Here is a 17,930-nt window from a genome sequence, read left to right as displayed (position 1 = left end):
TATCTTCATACATCGCTGACGGGGACGAACTTATGGTACACTGAACTATATATGACTGTAAGCAGCAAGGGGAAAAGATGAAGATGAAACTTGTATCCTGGAACGTTAATGGGTTGAGAGCATGTGTAAATAAAGGGTTTATTGATTATTTCGGGCAAATGGAGGCAGATATATTTTGTCTTCAAGAGACGAAGCTGCAGGAAGGACAAATTAACCTAGAACTAGGCGAAGCCTATACGCAATATTGGAATTATGCGGTTAAAAAAGGGTATTCCGGCACTGCCGTTTTTACAAGAATTCAACCGCTATCGGTGAGATATGGTATGGAGGAGAACGAAGAGCCAGAGGGTCGGATTCTCACGTTGGAATTCGACAATTTCTACCTAGTGACCGTCTATACACCCAATGCTAAACGGGATCTCTCCAGGCTGGATTACCGAGTGGAGTGGGAAGATCGCTTTCGAAGCTACCTCTTGCAACTAGACGCCCAAAAGCCAGTTATCGTTTGCGGCGATTTGAATGTTGCCCACCATGAAATTGACATTAAGAATGCAAAAGGGAATCTCAATAATTCAGGATTTACCCCTCAGGAACGCGGCAAAATGACGGAATTGTTGGATGCGGGATTTATTGATACGTTCCGACATCTCTACCCAGATCGGACAGATGTCTACTCGTGGTGGTCTAATATGCCAGGTGTAAGAGCGCGGAATGTGGGATGGAGAATCGACTACTTCCTTGCTTCTACGAGACTAGGTCCTAAGATCACTGATGCACAAATTGACTGCGATATATTGGGCAGCGATCATTGTCCTGTCGTATTGGAACTCGATTTGATCTAATAAAAACAATTCAAAAAACGTTGAAAACGAGAATGGAGCGATTATTATACTTACCTCTTCCTTAGGACGTTTGCGTCTAACAAGCTATATTGAAGGTATCTCCTATCTTTTCCTCCTGTTTATTGCCATGCCGTTTAAATACTTCTTGGAACAGCCTCAACTCGTTTCTGTCGGCGGTATGTTTCACGGCGTGATGTTCATACTTTACATTTTAACGGCAGTGCACGCTTTTGTGCAAAGACGTTGGAACTTGAAGCGAGCACTCCTAATTATTGCCTGTATTTTCATCCCTTTCCTCTTCATCAAGCAAGATCGTATGATCCAAAACGAGGAGTTGGAGCTAAAGAAGGGTCAACCCAATGACCCAAAAAAGAGGGCTTAGATAATGTTCAAGCCGCTTTATTTCATTTTCTTCCATGCACTTCTTCGAACCCTTATATGGGATTCTTTTACAATTCAGCGAGTCTTGAAATTCAAGACTTTTATTAAAGAAAAAAGGCTGCAGCAGCCTGCCCAAAGGCAGCCTATCACAGTCCTTAAAAATTAACCTATTGGGATAATCCGGCCTCTACTCATCCACCACACAATCACTTATGCCGGATTAGAAGGCGTTGGTACAGCAGGCTCTCCATCACGCCCAAGCCTTCTGCTTGCCGTTTCTCGTTTTCCGACGGCGGGAACGTGGCTTCCAGCCTTTGCAAGACCGAAGACAGGCATGTTGTTATACACACATTCGTAATTCCCTTCAGGAATCAGATAGGTTTCATGGTAGATCCCGACAACGCCGTCTGTTCCAACCTTTTTATTAAAATTACGCCACGCTTCTAAATGGGTTGCACCATGCCTTGCATAGTGCTCTAATTGCTCAAACGTTTTCCAATACTGGATAATGGTCACGCCTCGCCAAGAGAGATGAAAACTGGCATCTACAAAACCTAATTCAGGGTTGCGATACAATTCTTGAAGCATTGGATTCATTGCCTTGGCCACAGGCAGCCACTTATGTAGAGCCCATAATTTGTTCACTCTCATCCCAATGATAAAGACAACGAAAGAACCATCCATCTGCGCCGTAAATCTGCCCGGAATTACTTTACTCATGAATTCATCGCTCCTTTTACCTATTTTCAAGCAATTGTAGATGGGTGTTATAAAAGCCCTTAATATCCTTAGAACCATATAGTTGAGCAGTCAAAAATGCTCCGTAAAACACTGTAAACAGAACCTTTACTGCTGTTTCTACCGTAAATTCTTTTCTTAGCTTTCCATCCGTATCCGCCTCGGTCATGCAACGATGAAACAGTTTATACATGTCAGGTGTCTGCGCGCCAACTTCCTCATGACCAGGGAAAAGCAAATGAACCTCTGCTTCACTCAATTCCGGCATGCAAGGATGCATGTTCATTTCTGCCAAAAAAGATATCAAACTTGGCATCAATCCCGCTCTTTCCTCAGTCTCTTCCGCCACTTTATGGAGCACATGCTGGATAACCGAGAATCCCCGTTTACCCTCCGCTTCGATCTCAATGATACGTTCCGTTAACCACACACGCATAAAATAAACGAGCAAATCTTCCTTTTTCTGAAAAAATTTAAAGAACGTAACACGAGATATTTCCGCCTTCCGGCAAATATCGTCGAGCATCGTGTCTCGAAACATCTTGTCTCCTATTAGTGACAAACTGGCTTCATACAATGCCACTTTGGTTCTAGCCTTTTTTAATTCCCTTAAAGAAATAGCTGACCGATCCATGAGTAATCTCCTATATTTTCAGTTAACTTTAGTTAATAAATTAACATGAGTTAAGTTATTTTGTCAAGGTAAAGTAAATTTTAAAATGCCCCCTACGAAGGGCTTCATGGCAGCTCCATCCCATCAGATTTGTTGCAAAGAAACCAAAAAGGGCCGCAACAGGCTACTAATCGTAGCCTGCTACAACCCTTAAACCCGTATCCCGCGCGGTCTTTCATTTCTTACTCCTCATTACGACCCAGCTCCAAATGAGAAACCTCTTTCTTACAAATTCTGCTCGCTTATCCCCAATTCCGGGTCGAAGGTCAGCATTTTTGTCCCGATTTTATCAATAAAGAACCGATCATGGCTTACCGTAATGACGGCGCCGGGAAAATGGATCAACGCCTGCTCCATTACCTGAATGCTCGTTAAATCCAAATGATTGGTTGGCTCATCCAATATAATGACCGCGGCACCGGACAGAAGGCATTTCGCTAGCGCGACCCGAGCCTTCTGTCCGCCGGATAGGTTGCCGATGAACTTGCTTAGATCCATCTCCGAGAATTGCAGCATGGCTAGAAACTTGTTCACCTTTTTCCGCGGGGCATCCAGTCCCAATCCGTACGTATTCACCGCGTGGCTAACGGTATCCTTAGGATTAAGCTCCTCCCACATCCGGTTGAAGTAAGCGTAGCTGACGCCCTTCTCCCAGATCACCTCGCCGGATTCGGGCTTCTCCTGACCCGTAAGCACCTTAATGAGTGTGGACTTCCCGCTTCCGTTTGGGCCAACGATGACTAAGCGGTCTTCCTTCTGAATGTCGAAGCTTACGTTCTGAAAGATCGACCGATCATCGTAGGTCTGCCCGATTTTCTTGACTTCGCATAGCTTGTCAGGAAAGCGCAGTCTCTCATAAATATCAGTGATTAAAACATTGACGGGGTGCGGCTCTATCCGCTTTTTGTTATCCGCCAGTTGGCGGGAGAGACGGTCCTTAGAAGATTTCTTGGTTGCACGGCTGTCGATGGCTTCTGACTCCATGAGAAGTAGCTCTTCCTCCCACTCGAACTGGCGGTCCAATTCCTTCTTGCGCATCTTCTTTTTGCGGATGTAGTCGGTGTAATTCCCTTCATATTCCTGAAAATGATAGTTCTCGATCTCGATCGTTCGCGTGACTACTTTGTCAATAAATTGCCGGTCATGCGACACCAGAATCATAGCGCCTTTGAACCGATACAACCACTGCTCCAACCACGCTATACCTTCCATATCCAAGTAATTCGTCGGTTCGTCGAGCAAGACGACATCAGGTAGCTCAATTAGCATCTTGGCGAGCGCAGCACGGTTTCTCCAACCTCCGGACAACTCATCGATAGGCTGATTGCGAGACCTCTCGTTGAACCCCAGCTTCGTAAGAACTGTGTTAATCTCGACGGATACGTTCCAGCCATCCAAATGCTCCATTTGTTCGAAAAGCTCCGCCTGCCTTGTCAACAGCCGATCCATTTCGCCGTCATCGGTGATCACACCGAGTTTTTCTCCAACTTCCTTAAGTTCACGCTCAATAAGAGCGACTTGCTCGAAGCACATTTCTAGCTCTTGCTGAACGGACAGGCTTCCGCGCATTTCCGAGAATTGGGAGAAGTACCCTACTTTAACCTGCGGATCTATTTCCACTTTTCCGGACGTTGGCTCTTCTTGACCCATAATCAACTTGAAAACCGTCGACTTACCGGCACCGTTCCGTCCGATTAGGCCAATACGCTCTCCTTGGGTCACGCGAAAATAGATATCGCGAAAGATCAGGGACTCTTCATATTTCTTAGTGACGTTCTCCAAACGAATTACACTCATGTCTATCACCCTTCTAACTCCGTCTATCTAGCGTGATTATAACACTAGATCACTATGCTTATCTCTTCTCTTTTTGATCTATCGACCGATCCCTCTGCGCGACCAGATCATAACCGGGATTAGCAGCAGAGACAGGAAGCCGCCCGCCAGAGAGAGGAAGGCAAAGCTGGAATTGGCGACGACCATGCCCGACAACGCTCCACCCGATGCCCCTGCCAATGAGACTAGAACATCCACCGTTCCTTGTGTCTTGGCGCGCGTGGTCGGAGATGTCGCATCGATGATCTGCGCAGTGCCGCTGATTAGTCCGAAGTTCCAACCGAGTCCGAGCAGCGCTAGAGCGATGATGAGCCAGACCATCGAATCGGCCGGCGCCCATGCGGCAAGAAGTCCCGCTAGCAGCAGCGTGATCCCCGATGTGTAGGACATGAACGTGCGCCCGACCTTGTCCACAAGAACTCCCGTTACCAAGGAAGGCAGAAACATCGCCGCGACATGAATGCCGATCACTGTGCCGACCGCACTTAACCCATGTCCGTGATGCATCATATGGACCGGCGTCATCGTCATGATGGCGACCATCACGATCTGCGTCAAGACCATCACGGTCGTCCCGATGAAGATCCCCCGGTTACCGACAGCTGGCGCCAAGAGATTCGCATTAACCGCCGCTTCGGATGGATTCGCTTGTTGTGCTTCGGCGATGGCTTTGGCGACGATATACGGATCTGGGCGGAGCCATGCCCATAACACTAGACCTGCAAGAATAAAAGCGACTGCCGCCAGCATAAACGGGCCCGCCAGAGCAGGGGCGCCGACAGATGTAGCGAATCGTCCCATGACCTCCACCAGGTTCGGCCCCGCAACCGCACCAAACGTCGTGAATACCATGGCTAAGCTGATGGCTCTCGCACGCTGCTTAGGCTGAGCTAAGTCGGTTCCCGCATAACGCGCCTGCAGGTTGGTCGACGTACCGGCGCCATAGATCAGCATCGAAGCGAACAAAAGCGGAAGGTTATTAGCGATGGCTGCGAATACGACTCCGATCGCGCCGATCCCCCCTGCAAGAAAACCTACGGTTAGGCCTACCCGACGGCCGAAACGCCCAGAAAGCCGTCCGACAAGCAGTGCCGATGAGGCCGCGCCCAGCGTCAATAGCGCCGAAGGAACCCCAGCTAAGCTATCCGTCCCGAGCATATCCTGAGCAAGCAGCGCTCCGACCGTGACGCCTGCCGCGAGTCCCGCTCCGCCGAAGAGTTGGGCGATGATCACGATCGTAAGCGATCTCCGATAGAGCTGCTGCTGTCTCTCAGGAGAATGAATGTACTCTCTAATCAATTCGCTGCCTTCAGCCATTCATACTCTCCCCCCTCCAACCGGTATGCCATGATCCCCTCCCGCTGCAACTTGGCTACAGCCTGTGTCGAACAGATGCAGTAGGGACCTCTGCAATAGACCGCAACTTCAAAGGGCCTAGGCAGATTTTGAAGGTATGTTTCCAACTCCTCCATTGGTACGGAGATGGCTCCCGCCAGATGGCCAGCCTCGTATTCGTCTCTCGGACGTACATCGAGCAGGATGATCGCTCCGGCCTCTATCTTCGCCCTCGCTTCCTCCAAAGATAGCGTCCTCACATCCTCATAGCCCTGTAAGAATTCCTGTCTAATCCGCGCGACGTCCGCAAGCTGGCTCTCGCCAATGTTCCACAAAGCAAACAAAAACGCGGCAATGGAAGGATCAGCCAACGAATAGATGACATATGTACCTTTCTTACTGAATTTCACTAGCCTGGCATCGAGCAAAACCTGCAGATGGCGGGATACGTTAGCCACGCTCATCTCCGTGACTTGGGCCAGCTTCTCTACCGACTTAGGCCCCTGAGTAAGCAAGCTCAAGATTTCAAGCCGTTTGTCGCTGGATAGACACTTCCCCACCCGTGCTAACTGCTGAAACAGTTCATTTTTAAATTCTTTTGCGGAAGTGATTGCCTCGGGTACAGATTCCATGATCGTTCGCCCTTTCATATTCAATTCATTAATTGAATAATAGAATGCAACCAGGCTGTTCGTCAAGAAGTAATATCATCGTCATCTGGCATTGACTCCGATACGGCACATGATGAACTTAAAGTGACTTTGAGGCAAAGCTATTCTTCATAGGAGGTTCAGGGGGAGACTTCGGGAACGAAAATAATTACTCTACAAACCAAAAGAGGGCCGCAACAGCCCACCTCTCGGTAACCTGTCACAGCCCTCAAACCCGCGTACGACGCGGCTTCCCAGTACTTACTCCTCGCCCTTCGCAATCGGATTGTCCTCATACGAGATCCAATCGCTCCAGCTTCCACTATAGAGCTTCACGTTATCAAAGCCCGCTTCGCTAAGGCCCAGCACGTTTGGGCACGCCGTCACGCCGGATCCGCAATAGACGATGATTTCATCGGCATCGCGCAGCGCGGCAAAGTGCTTCTCCTGCTCCGCAGCTGACAACCAAGCGCCGTTCTCACCGAGAACGCCTTTCCAGAAGAAGTTGCGAGCGCCTGGGATGTGGCCAGCCACCGCATCGATCGGCTCTTCCAAGCCGAGGTAGCGGCGCTCCTCGCGCGAGTCAACGAGCACGGTGCCTAGGCGGCCGAGCTTGTCCTTGACCTCGTCCATGCTCGCAAGCATAGCGCGATTCACCTTCGGTGAGAAAGTCCGCGGGAACACAGCGGACACTTCATCGGTAACCGGGTAGCCAGCAGCTTTCCAAGCTGCATACCCTTGGTCTAATACGTATACCTCGGAGTGACCGAGGAATTTCAGCATCCACCATAGCCGCGAAGCCATGGCTCCGCCTTGATCGTCGTAAGCCACGACGGTCTTCGTACCATCGATCCCGAGGTTGCCCACGAGGATAGAGAAGGCTCCTAGATCAGGGAGCGGATGCCGACCTCCGTGCGCCATTGTGGCACCGGACAGGTCTTTCTCCAAGTCTACGTACACAGCTCCTGTTATATGGTCTTTCTCATAATTCTGTCTGCCTGATTCTGGTTGTCCTAGCGCAAAGCGGCAATCCGCAATCACGATGTTCGCATCGCCAAGCTGTCCTAGCAGCCAAGTCTGACTTACGATATTTTCCACAGTTTCATGCCACCATCTTTCGTCATTCGATTAATCGCCCATCCCACTCGTTGGATTAACGGAGTACGTCTGCCAATCACTGCGATCTCCACCCATTTTATCGTAAAATGCTTGGGCGCGGAAGTTATCTTTGGCTGTTGTCCATGTTAAATTGGCATATCCATTTCTCGCGGCATATCCTTTGCAAGCAGCAAATAGTTTCCCTGCTGCACCCTGGCCACGTTCAGCCTCAATGACGAATAAGTCGTTCATAATCGCTATTTTGGAAGCACGCAGAGTGCTGAAGGTAAAATATAAGGTCGCAAAGCCGACCAGCGTCCCGTCATCCGTCTCCGCTACGAATTGAATACCTTCCTTCTGCTCAAGCAGTTGGTGAATTAATCCGTTCAACTTCTCATCCTCGGGTTGTCGATACTGATAGAAGTCCACAATATAAGCGAGCATTAACGTTTTCAACTGCGGAATATCTTGCATTACCGCTTCACGAATTGTAACTTGGGTCATCTAGAAGTGACCTCCTATTCCTATGTAAGTCTATATACTCATTGTACCCCAAATCTTGCCTTTATGATGAAAGGTATCCTCGGTTACATGTCTTCCATTTCCTTCCGATACAAGAGATAAATAATCCATCCCAATAGCAAGCATAAACCTGCTGCGAAGTAGAATATGGACGTTATTTCCAACTTAACTCCATAATAAGTCAATGAGAACAGGAGAAATGCGAAGAAAAACACATGCAGCAGGACATTTTTCTGTGGAAGCCAAGCACTTTTGGAGCTTAACTCGATTCGAACGGTAAAACCTAAGCGTTTCTTAACCAGAACCACTGCCGTGAGGTACGTAAGTAATGCAGCCACCATTTTCAAAGCACGATAAGAGGAATCAAGCCCCTCAAAATAAATATCAATTGAAATATGGGTAATGAGCGGCATGATAAATAGAACAATGGCCAAATAAACCGTATAGCCAAGTGAGCCGAGGAACGCTACCATGAGCGCATGCAGCTTTCGCACGCGAAATATATAGTGAATAAAGACCGCTTCCGTTACAATAATGAGCATAGGATGCAAGCTCTCCGCCCACTGCTGGGATAAAAATAATCTAAATAAACATGAAATAACGAAGGAAACAAACAGCACAAGTGGCCATTTTGTTTTCAACGAGATTCGGAATAGGGTTAATCCCAAAACGAGCATAGAAAATAAAGTTATTGTGCTAATTGGAATATGACTATGCCAATCCATTTGAACCTCCGACCAATAGATGAAAGGATGATAAATACGGATACAAAGATACAGGCAAGCTTACTATGGCGCGTCGTTACCCTAACTGAAGCGAATTGCCATGAACTTTGCACTTGGAAGTATTCGCCTCCGTACGATTTATACAATTGGTCTCCTTGGGAGACAATGCTTCACGAACAAGCTGAATTCGCTGACCCTCAAATTCGATCTGAGCAGTATCGAGCCGTGGTGGATGACAACGGAATATTGTCTGGGTTCGTTCAATTCTTCCCCATTGTTGGGGTGACACGTTTAGGGCTAGGACTTCGACCGGATCTTTGTGGAAAAGGGAGCGGAATCGGTACCCAATTCGTCCAACTTCTTATTCAAGAAGCCCAGCACCGGACGCCCCTGCAGGAGATTGATCTAGAAGTTCTTGTCTGGAACGAACGTGCGATCCAGACGTACGAGAGAGCTGGTTTTACGATTACAGACACGTATGAAAAGTGGACTCCGACGGGGATGGCTGCCTTTCACTGCATGGTATTTAACGGACCGAGCTTAATCAGGTGATCCACCGCTAGTAGTAATGTCAGTGAAAGCCTGATCAAATTTAGCAGCGGATTCGAAATCCAAATCGGTTAAGCCGCCTGCATGCCAGGACGTAAGTCGCAGCGTGACCATCTTATAATCGATGGCGATCATGGGGTGATGGTTAACGTCTTCTGCTATGTTCGCGACTTCATTCACGAAGTCTATGCCTTGCATAAATGCCGTAAATCGATATTTGCGCACAATCCATTTGTAATCGTCTGTCGTCCAGCCAGTCACCTCCGCAAGCTTCTGATCAATGGCAGTGCTCCCTAGCTTCACCTATCACCACTCCTCTGATTTTAATCAAAATCATAAGCGACCGCACCCAATTCGCTCTCTCCTGCATACGTGCGGAGGAGGTCCAAGAACGGCTTCCCGTAGTTTCGGTATTTCACCTCGCCGACACCTTTGATTCGCAGCATGGCGGATTCCGATGTCGGACAAATCTCACTCATTTCACGCAGCGTGCTATCCGAGAAAATAATATATGGCGGCACCTTCTCGCGTGCGGCAATTTCCCGACGAAGCAGGCGCAGCTGCTCGAACAAGGTGTTATCGATAGCGGCAGCCTTAACCTGCTGCTTACGCACTTTCTGGTACACCTGCAGCTTCCCTTGAAGCACTTCTGCTGCGGGCTGCAGCAGCTTCACAACCGGATATTGACCATCCGATAGCTGCAAATATCCTTCTGAAATCAACACGTTGATCAGATCAGAAATTTCCTTCTCTGGCAGATCTCGCATAATACCATGCGTCGGCAGACGATCGAAGCGATAGTCGACAATCTTCTTCGCCTTCGAGCCTTTGAGCACGGAGGCGACCATCGAGATGCCGAAACGCTCCCCCATCCTGCGGATGCAGGAGAAAATCTTCTGTGCTTCGACGGTGATATCCACCGTATCGCGATCATCTTTGCACGAGCTGCAATTGCCGCAAGTATCTTTAATATTGGTTTCATCAAAATAGTGCAGAATGACGTTGCGTAAGCAGCGTGGCGAATAGCAAAAGTCGATCATGGTCTGCAGCTTCTTATACTCGTTCGCTTTACGCTCTGGCGAGAGCTGATTCTGCTCGATCAAAAACTTCTGCGTCATAATATCCTGCGCGCTAAAAAGCAGAATGCACTCACTCGGCTCTCCATCACGACCGGCACGTCCGGCCTCTTGATAGTAAGCCTCCATATTTTTCGGCATATTGTAATGAATGACATAACGGACGTTGGACTTATCGATGCCCATCCCAAAAGCGTTCGTCGCGATCATCACCCGAATGTCATCATATAGAAATGCCTCCTGCATGTAGGAGCGTTCCTCGTCGGTTAGACCAGCGTGGTACTTCCCTGCGGCGAAGCCTTTTTTGCGCAATGTTTCATATAGCTCTTCAACATCCTTACGTGTAGCGGCATAAATAATACCAGGCTGATGCGTATGCTCTTTCACATAATTCTGAATGTAATCCCGTTTATTCTCCCCGCGAAGTATCGATAATTCCAGATTATCCCGTGAAAAACCATTGACGAATATACCCGCTTGATCCAAATCAAGCAATCTCGCAATATCTGCTGTGACCTCGGCAGTAGCCGTAGCTGTGAAGGCTGCAACAATCGGGCGATTAGGCAGCTCGCGAATGAACGGAGCAATCGACACATAGCTCGGGCGAAAATCATGTCCCCATTGCGACACGCAGTGCGCTTCATCAATAGCCACAAGCGGAAGATTCAGCGCAGACATTCGAGCACGAAATCGTTCAGACTCCAGCCGCTCTGGCGCGATATACAGCAGTTTATATTTGCCCTGCATGGCGCCTTGCATCCGCTGTTCCACTTCTCTAGCTTCCAGCGTACTATTAATGAAAGTTGCCGGAACACCAAGCACTTGGAGCGCATCCACCTGGTCCTTCATCAAGGAGATCAGCGGTGAAATAACCAACGTCACACCCTCCATGAGCATGGCAGGAACTTGATAACAGATCGACTTACCTCCGCCCGTCGGCATAATGCCTAGCGTATCTCGACCTTCAAGCAGATTCGTAATGATATTCTTTTGGCCCTCCCGAAATTCCGGGTACCCATAAACTTGTTGTAAAACCTTCCTTGCTCCATCCAGCATAACTCCATACACCTTTCTATATCACACTTCTGCCTTATTTAGACCAAATAGATGACGGAAACCAACTTCTCCCCGTCATGAACCTTCAGCACGTGATTATTCGGATCATGGCGAACGGATCCCGCGCCTATCTGCATCACAGGTGCGTTTCCTAATCCGTAAAAAATATCGTCAGCCAGCGTTCGCAGGCATTCTTCCTGTTCGTCCTTATCAAGCTCCAACCAGTCGTCTGCATTCATCTCCAACAGCTCATAAAATCCATCAACCAGCTCAATGCCGCGCACGAAATCAGTGACAATGTCCTTATATTCTCTGCCAAATTTAATACCCACTCGCGCAGTCTCCCTTCAAAAGCATTTCGTATAGCTTCACTTTATCATATTATAGGCAGGAATGCAGGGTGAACCCCTTTTAACCGATGAGAACTTTTTTTCTGATGTGTAAAAAAATACCCTTTGGCATAAACTGTGGAAATGGGCAATTTCGGGAAAAATCTGTTACTATGGAAGAAGGAATGTACCGCTCGGAGGGTAGGAAAGCACACATGCTGAAACTGCAGATTCCCAAAAATCGAATGAACTACCTAATCAAGCAAATCCCGCTTCATTTCGACGCCGTCGTTCTGGAGCAGGGCTGGGAGTATTACCATAAAGGTCGTGTGACCGAAGTCGATCTGAAAGGCATGAACGTTCAGGCGACCGTCGCAGGCAAAAAAATACTGAACACGATGCTTAATTTAGAAAATTTCGCCACTAGTGAGTGCAGCTGCTCCTATGATGGCTTTTGTAAACATATCGGTGCCACTTTCTTCAGCTTGTATGCACCTTATGGACGTCCGGAACTGCTGCTTCAACAGTTAAAACAACAAATACACACACGGAAAAAGCCCTCACGCGGGGCAACTTTGATACAGGAACGCAAAGCCGCTGCGGCTGCACAGGCCAACGTGCCTCTTGAAGAGGCTATGCCAGCTGATTGGCATCGCTTTTTTGAAGGAAAATTCCATGGCTTCTCCATTTCTCATCAGCACTCGATCGAAACCTTCTATGACTCTGCACTCGAGTCCTTGCCAGGCTATGCGGCAGATTGGAGAAGTTCAACCCGCGAGCTCTATATGTTCCATATTGTGCTGTTCATGATGCGGAAAATCGAACAATTTTATCAAGAAACGAAAAGCTCTTATTTGTCTTATTATCACGAGAACGGCTGCAAAATTGCCGCGAAAAATTGTGAGGATAAGCTGGTTGAATTCGTGGAACAAACTGATGTGAATACCTCTTTCGAGGCGGAACCCAAACATTGGCTATCCACCATGAAAATGCTCGGAGAATTCGCCCTGCAGGGTAAGGATAGTCCGATTGATTGGCTGTTTGTGTACCGCTTCATTTGGTGGAAACTGACGAATCATTCTGCAGCACAAAAAGAGGAAATTCAGCGTCTCGACGCACTTCTCACGAAGAAGGACCTCTTAGCTCGGAAGAAGGATACACTTCTGGCGGCAAGAGCGCATTTTGATATTATGCAGGGGGATACGACAAGCGCCTTTGAGCGTCTAGGGCAGCTCACTCATCCCAATGCGAAGGATTACTTCCTTTACCTGAACTATTATTACAACGATAAACAGTGGAACAACATGCTTGTTTGGCTGCGTTGGCTGTTCAAGTCAATTGCGAATGCACATCACGATGATTTCCGGACCTTTTGCCAATACTGGCTCGATACGACCAAGCATCTAGAATCCGATAGCGAATGGGTGCAGGTAATGGAGTCCCTGCTGCCTCGTTCTTATTACTATTACACGGCATATTTATTGCAAACGAAACGGTATCGGCAGTGGGTGGACTTACAATTAGCGAACCGCATATCACCACTGAGTTTATATGGTATGGAGCTTAAGGCGATTGAAGAGCATGATTCGGCTCTACTCCTCCCCCTCTATCACCAAGCGGCCGAACGGGCTGTTCTGGAGAAAAATAGGGCTTCCTATAAGACAGCTGTTCGACTGCTTAAGAAACTGCACGGCATCTATAAACAATTAGGCCAGGACGACCGCTGGGAGCACTACGTATATCGATTAGCTGATAAGTTCTCACGCTTGCGTGCTTTCCAAGAAGAGCTCAAGAAAGGAAAATGGATTCGATGATCGAAACCAGCGCGCTGACAGTTCACGTTAGCTCCATACCTAATGGTTCTTTATTTCTATGGGGTACCCGCGAGAACGGCGGCATTTGGGATGCTCTTGATTTGAAAAATATGCTGTTTGCCTGGCACCGCGCCTCTTTTTTCGGCACGTTCATGGAGCCCAGCGAGTGGCAAAATCGGGAAGGCATCGAGCTGCAACCGCTCGATGCACTCGATTATTTCAGCGATCCGCAACCTGTGCAGCATCTACAGCTTAGCTGGGATCAGGACTGTGCGGATCTGATGCGCCTTGCTCCGGCTGTAAAGGAGGCACTAGCTTCCGGGAGCTTCATGCCGGACTATGAGAAATGGAAAGCTGGCGAAATTGGCTGGAAGCTGCAGCTTCCTGAGGAGCTGCAGGCTCTAGAATCACCAGCCGTATCGCGCTGGATTCATGCGCTGATTCCCGAGTGGGTGGACGCCGACGGCCTCATGAAAGACAATCTGCGCAAGCTCGAAGCCGCGCATCCTTTGATGCGCCGCGGTGAGATCGGCGCTGATCTATGGCTCGACGAGGAGGATTGGCTCGTCGCCATTGGTTGGCGTCAAGACCGGTCGCCCATGCGTACCTGTCTGCAGCTCGTGGAGCCGGACCTGGCGCACGGCGCCGGCTGGCAGCTGCGCGTGCTGCTGCAGGACCGGCTTGCGCCGGAGGTGCTGCGCACCGTGACACCTAGCGGCGAGCCGGTCGTTGGTGAGCTGCCGCTGCCGGAGGCGTGGCTGCCAGAGCTCAGCCGCGTAGAACGCGACGCGGCGAAGTGGGTACGCATCCTGCCGTGGCTGGATGCGGAAGGTGGTGCCGGGCTCCGTCAGACGTTGACGGAGGAAGAGGCTTGGCGCTTCCTCGCAGAGGGAAGCGTCCGGCTTGTAGAGGCCGGGACGAGTGTGTTCCTGCCGGCCTGGTGGGAGCGCATCCGCAAGATGAAGCCGAAGCTGCGCGCGAAGATCAAGTCTTCCGTCGGTTCTGGACGGGAGACGATGTTCGGGCTGACCCAGCTGATGCAGTTCGACTGGAAGCTGGCTGTGGGAGATTTGGAGCTGACGGAAGAGGAATTCCGGCAGCTGCTGGAGGAGAAGCGCAAGCTGATCCAGATTCGCGGCAACTGGATTCAGCTCGACCCGCTGTTCATGGCACAGGTCGAGCAGATTATGAAGCAGGTGCAGAAGAAGCAGGGCCTCTCCTTCCGCGATGTGCTCGAGCTTCACTTCGCTGGCGATGCCGGTGGGCTATTGCCGGCCGAGGATGACCCCGATGCGATGCGCTACATCGAGATGGAGGTCGAGCTGAACGAACAGCTGCGTCACATGGTCGATCAGCTTACGCAAGTGGAGTCCATTCCGACGATACAGCCGCCGCCCAGCTTTCAAGGATCGCTGCGCCACTATCAAGTGGACGGTATCTCTTGGCTGTTGTTCCTGCGCCGTTTCGGCCTAGGCGGCTGTTTGGCCGATGACATGGGTCTCGGGAAGACGATTCAGTGGATTACGTATTTACTCACGGTGAAAGAGAACGAGAAGCCTGACACACCTTCCCTATTGGTATGTCCGACGTCCGTGCTCGGGAACTGGCAGATGGAGCTTAAGCGCTTTGCGCCGTCGCTGAAGGTTCATCTTCACTATGGCCCTCAACGTTTAAAGGGACCTGCTTTTAATGAAGAAGTCGTTGGCAAGGTTGACTTAGTTTTGACATCCTACACGCTTTCCCATCTGGATGAGGTTGAGTTAGGCTCAATTGCCTGGAACTCCATCTGTTTGGACGAAGCCCAAAATATAAAAAATGCTTATACGAAGCAAGCTTCGGCTATTCGCCGGCTCGATGGTTACCATCGCATAGCGTTAACGGGAACACCAATTGAGAATCGGCTCACGGAGCTGTGGTCGATCTTTGATTTTGCAAACCCGGGCTATCTGGGCACGGTGCGCGAATTCACACACCGCTATGTGAATGCCATCGAGAAGACGCGCGATAGTGAGACAATCGGCAAGGTACAGAAGCTGATCCGCCCTTTCCTGCTGCGCCGCGAGAAGAAAGATCCCGCAATTCAGCTGGATCTGCCGGAGAAGAACGAGTCGAAGACGTTCATTTCGCTTACCGCCGAGCAGGGCTCGCTGTATGAGAACTACATCCAAGACATGTTTGATCGTCTGGATAAGCTCTCCGCCATGGAGCGGCGAGGTCTCATTCTCGCCGCTCTGACGAAGCTGAAGCAGGTGTGTAATCACCCTGCTTTGCTGCTCAAAGAAGGCATCCACGCGCCATGGAGCGGACGCTCGAACAAGCTGGAGCGCCTGCTTGAGATGGTGCAAGAGCTGCGCCAAGAGGGTGACAAATGCTTGATTTTCACGCAGTTTGTGGAGACGGGCAACCTGCTCCAGCATGTGCTGCAGCAGGAGCTTGGCGAGAAAGTGCTGTTCCTGCACGGCGGAACACCGAAGAATGGGCGCGATGAGATGATCGCGCACTTCCAAGACGTCAGCCAGCCGGTCGACGAGCAGCGGAATGTGTTCATTCTTTCGCTGAAGGCCGGCGGCATCGGGCTCAACCTGACGGCGGCGAATCATGTGTTCCACTACGATCGCTGGTGGAACCCCGCCGTCGAGAATCAAGCGACGGATCGCGCTTTCCGTATCGGCCAAACGCGCCACGTACAGGTGCACAAGTTCGTGACGCTGGGCACGCTGGAGGAGCGCATCGATGAGATGATCGAGCGCAAGCTAGGCCTCAGCCAGCAAATCGTCGGCTCCGGCGAGAACTGGATCACCGAGCTGTCGACCGACGAGCTGCGCGATCTGTTCTCGCTGCGCCGCGAGTGGGTCGAGGCTTAGGAGTCTGGGGTTCGCGGTTCGGCACACGACAATGCCTCATATACGTTCGTCAGTCTTACTGCCATGAAATACAAAGAAATCCTGCATGGTTTTGTGCAGGATTTCTTTTTGCCTAAAACAGATGTCTGGAGGGTTGAGAAGTTGCTTCAAACACAAAAAAGGCCACCTGGGGTAACCTCTCAGACACTCGTTTTCACATTCTATTTTATACGCGCTCTCTACCTCGTAATCTCTCAATCTATCCTATCAGATCATCAAATCTCCAAACAAATAAAAGCCCTCTCCCAATGCACACGAATAAGTCTGAATCTCATGCGAGGTGTCCAAGTCTGTGTAAGCTTGGGATAGGATCCCTTGTTTTTGCAGGTTCATCATCATGATGCTGGAGATGAAATAGGGCCTCCACGTCCAGTTTGCCCCGCGATAGCTCTCATCTTTGTTCCATGCTTCGTCTTTGCGGCTGTAGTTGGACGAGATTTGGTAGCCGTCCTCCCGACAGATGTACATACGTATACAGTTTTCCGACACGTTGCTAATGATATTTTCGATGACACGATCTGCATCTTCAGCTGTTGATATACAGACAGAAGAATGGATAAGCAAATCTAGACTTTGATGAATGGTCAAAAGGCGGCTATAGCGCCCAAGTTCATCTTGACCAAAGAGTTTCATTTCCTCTTTCAGCATAGACTTAAAGGCATCCCTGTGCTGCAGCTGAGGTTCAGCTTGGGAGAAGAGATAACCCTGTACATACCTTGCTCCGATTTGAAGAGCACTGCGCAGTTCTTGCTTCGTTTCCACCCCTTCGACGAGCAGGGAGGCCCCCATTTGAGCCGCTAGAATGGAAAAGGATTGCATCAGCGCCTTGTAGCCGGCGTGGATGGCGCTTTTTTTCAAAATATTAAGATCGATCTTCAATATCTTCGGTTGTAGACTGGCGATTCGGTCGAAATTGCTAAACCCGCTGCCCACATCGTCAATGGCAATCGTACAGCCGAATTCTCGATATAATTCTACAATTTGCGTCAGCTCATGAAGCTTCCCTGTGAATTCCTCTTCGGTTATTTCGATCACGACACGTGCCGGATTTATTTGATATTTCCTTAATAGCTCGATGGTTGGCAGCACGCCTGTGCGCTTATAGGTTTGATAGATCCATGAAGGTTTTAAGTTGATGAATAAGAAACTCTCATCTTGAGCCGAAGCTAGCTGTTCGATCGCCCGCTCCCTCAAATGCCGATCAATATGAAGCTGCATGTCTTCGGGAATGTCAGGATTTTTGAAAAAAGGCCCCAAACTTTCGACACTACCCTCCCGAATTCGTCTTCCCAGTGTTTCATAGCCGATGATTTCTTGGCTCTGAAGTGAAAGTATCGGTTGGAAGAATGGACGTACTTCGAGTAGTGGCGGAATCCTGCTGTCTTTTACCTGCACGGTGCGCC

17 protein-coding genes are annotated in these 17,930 nt (G+C 49.5%); 5 read left to right on the top strand and 12 right to left on the bottom strand.

Annotated elements, in window-relative coordinates; all coding sequences use genetic code 11:
• The first annotated feature begins 83 nt into the window (after positions 1 to 83).
• Both QFZ80_RS35290 and QFZ80_RS39235 read left to right on the top strand, forming a co-directional pair.
• Positions 84 to 842: an exodeoxyribonuclease III gene (locus QFZ80_RS35290; protein ID WP_307550580.1), complete on the top strand. Its 759-nt coding sequence runs from the start codon at positions 84 to 86 to the stop codon at positions 840 to 842.
• 70 nt (positions 843 to 912) lie between these two features.
• Positions 913 to 1,224 (top strand): DUF3817 domain-containing protein, encoded by a 312-nt coding sequence (locus tag QFZ80_RS39235; protein ID WP_373460313.1) that lies wholly within the window; start codon positions 913 to 915, stop codon positions 1,222 to 1,224.
• Between the two features lie 209 nt (positions 1,225 to 1,433).
• Here QFZ80_RS39235 and QFZ80_RS35285 read toward each other — a convergent pair whose 3' ends face one another.
• The 8 genes from QFZ80_RS35285 to QFZ80_RS35250 form a co-directional block, all read right to left on the bottom strand.
• Positions 1,434 to 1,943, bottom strand: coding sequence for a DUF4188 domain-containing protein (locus QFZ80_RS35285; protein ID WP_307563356.1), 510 nt, complete (start codon positions 1,941 to 1,943; stop codon positions 1,434 to 1,436).
• Positions 1,944 to 1,959: 16 nt separating this feature from the next.
• Positions 1,960 to 2,595, bottom strand: coding sequence for a TetR/AcrR family transcriptional regulator (locus QFZ80_RS35280; RefSeq protein WP_307563354.1), 636 nt, complete (start codon positions 2,593 to 2,595; stop codon positions 1,960 to 1,962).
• A gap of 264 nt (positions 2,596 to 2,859) precedes the next feature.
• Positions 2,860 to 4,431: an ABC-F family ATP-binding cassette domain-containing protein gene (locus QFZ80_RS35275; RefSeq protein WP_307563352.1), complete on the bottom strand. Its 1,572-nt coding sequence runs from the start codon at positions 4,429 to 4,431 to the stop codon at positions 2,860 to 2,862.
• A gap of 78 nt (positions 4,432 to 4,509) precedes the next feature.
• Complete coding sequence (locus QFZ80_RS35270) at positions 4,510 to 5,787, bottom strand: MFS transporter (protein ID WP_307563350.1); 1,278 nt, start codon at positions 5,785 to 5,787, stop codon at positions 4,510 to 4,512.
• Positions 5,766 to 6,437, bottom strand: coding sequence for an ArsR/SmtB family transcription factor (locus QFZ80_RS35265; RefSeq protein ID WP_307550590.1), 672 nt, complete (start codon positions 6,435 to 6,437; stop codon positions 5,766 to 5,768). Before QFZ80_RS35265 ends, QFZ80_RS35270 begins: the two co-directional genes overlap by 22 nt.
• A 279-nt stretch (positions 6,438 to 6,716) precedes the next feature.
• Positions 6,717 to 7,553, bottom strand: a complete 837-nt coding sequence (locus tag QFZ80_RS35260; RefSeq protein WP_307563348.1) for a sulfurtransferase — start codon at positions 7,551 to 7,553, stop codon at positions 6,717 to 6,719.
• A gap of 30 nt (positions 7,554 to 7,583) precedes the next feature.
• Positions 7,584 to 8,057: a GNAT family N-acetyltransferase gene (locus QFZ80_RS35255; protein ID WP_307563345.1), complete on the bottom strand. Its 474-nt coding sequence runs from the start codon at positions 8,055 to 8,057 to the stop codon at positions 7,584 to 7,586.
• An 83-nt stretch (positions 8,058 to 8,140) separates the two neighbouring features.
• Positions 8,141 to 8,800 carry a hypothetical protein gene (locus tag QFZ80_RS35250; RefSeq protein ID WP_307563344.1) on the bottom strand — a complete coding sequence of 220 codons (660 nt, stop codon included), beginning with the start codon at positions 8,798 to 8,800 and terminating at the stop codon, positions 8,141 to 8,143.
• On the opposite strand from QFZ80_RS35250, the gene QFZ80_RS35245 reads away from it, so the two are divergent.
• Positions 8,783 to 9,352: a GNAT family N-acetyltransferase gene (locus QFZ80_RS35245; protein ID WP_307563342.1), complete on the top strand. Its 570-nt coding sequence runs from the start codon at positions 8,783 to 8,785 to the stop codon at positions 9,350 to 9,352. The genes QFZ80_RS35250 and QFZ80_RS35245 overlap by 18 nt on opposite strands.
• Here QFZ80_RS35245 and QFZ80_RS35240 read toward each other — a convergent pair.
• Genes QFZ80_RS35240 through QFZ80_RS35230 form a run of 3 tightly spaced genes read right to left on the bottom strand, consistent with a single transcriptional unit; the run spans position 9,341 to position 11,813 of the window.
• Positions 9,341 to 9,652, bottom strand: a complete 312-nt coding sequence (locus QFZ80_RS35240) for a 4a-hydroxytetrahydrobiopterin dehydratase (RefSeq protein WP_307550597.1) — start codon at positions 9,650 to 9,652, stop codon at positions 9,341 to 9,343. The two genes, QFZ80_RS35245 and QFZ80_RS35240, sit on opposite strands and share 12 nt — an antisense overlap.
• Before the next feature lie 20 nt (positions 9,653 to 9,672).
• Complete coding sequence (gene recQ / locus QFZ80_RS35235) at positions 9,673 to 11,481, bottom strand: DNA helicase RecQ (RefSeq protein WP_307563340.1); 1,809 nt, start codon at positions 11,479 to 11,481, stop codon at positions 9,673 to 9,675.
• A 38-nt stretch (positions 11,482 to 11,519) separates the two neighbouring features.
• Positions 11,520 to 11,813 (bottom strand): hypothetical protein, encoded by a 294-nt coding sequence (locus QFZ80_RS35230; RefSeq protein WP_307437597.1) that lies wholly within the window; start codon positions 11,811 to 11,813, stop codon positions 11,520 to 11,522.
• Between the two features lie 212 nt (positions 11,814 to 12,025).
• On the opposite strand from QFZ80_RS35230, the gene QFZ80_RS35225 reads away from it, so the two are divergent.
• On the top strand, positions 12,026 to 13,624 hold the full coding sequence (locus tag QFZ80_RS35225; RefSeq protein WP_307563338.1) for an SWIM zinc finger family protein: 1,599 nt from the start codon (positions 12,026 to 12,028) through the stop codon (positions 13,622 to 13,624).
• Positions 13,612 to 16,488 carry a DEAD/DEAH box helicase gene (locus QFZ80_RS35220; protein ID WP_307550603.1) on the top strand — a complete coding sequence of 959 codons (2,877 nt, stop codon included), beginning with the start codon at positions 13,612 to 13,614 and terminating at the stop codon, positions 16,486 to 16,488. Before QFZ80_RS35225 ends, QFZ80_RS35220 begins: the two co-directional genes overlap by 13 nt.
• Positions 16,489 to 16,734: 246 nt before the next feature.
• Here the strand turns inward: QFZ80_RS35220 and QFZ80_RS35215 are convergent, their stop codons facing one another.
• Positions 16,735 to 17,922, bottom strand: a complete 1,188-nt coding sequence (locus QFZ80_RS35215) for an EAL domain-containing protein (protein ID WP_307563335.1) — start codon at positions 17,920 to 17,922, stop codon at positions 16,735 to 16,737.
• Between the last annotated feature and the right edge of the window lie 8 nt (positions 17,923 to 17,930).

The organism is Paenibacillus sp. V4I7, assembly GCF_030817275.1.
GTDB lineage: Bacteria > Bacillota > Bacilli > Paenibacillales > NBRC-103111 > Paenibacillus_E.
The sequence above is the reverse complement of the archived record's forward strand: the minus strand, read 5'-3'. Positions and strand labels throughout refer to the sequence as shown.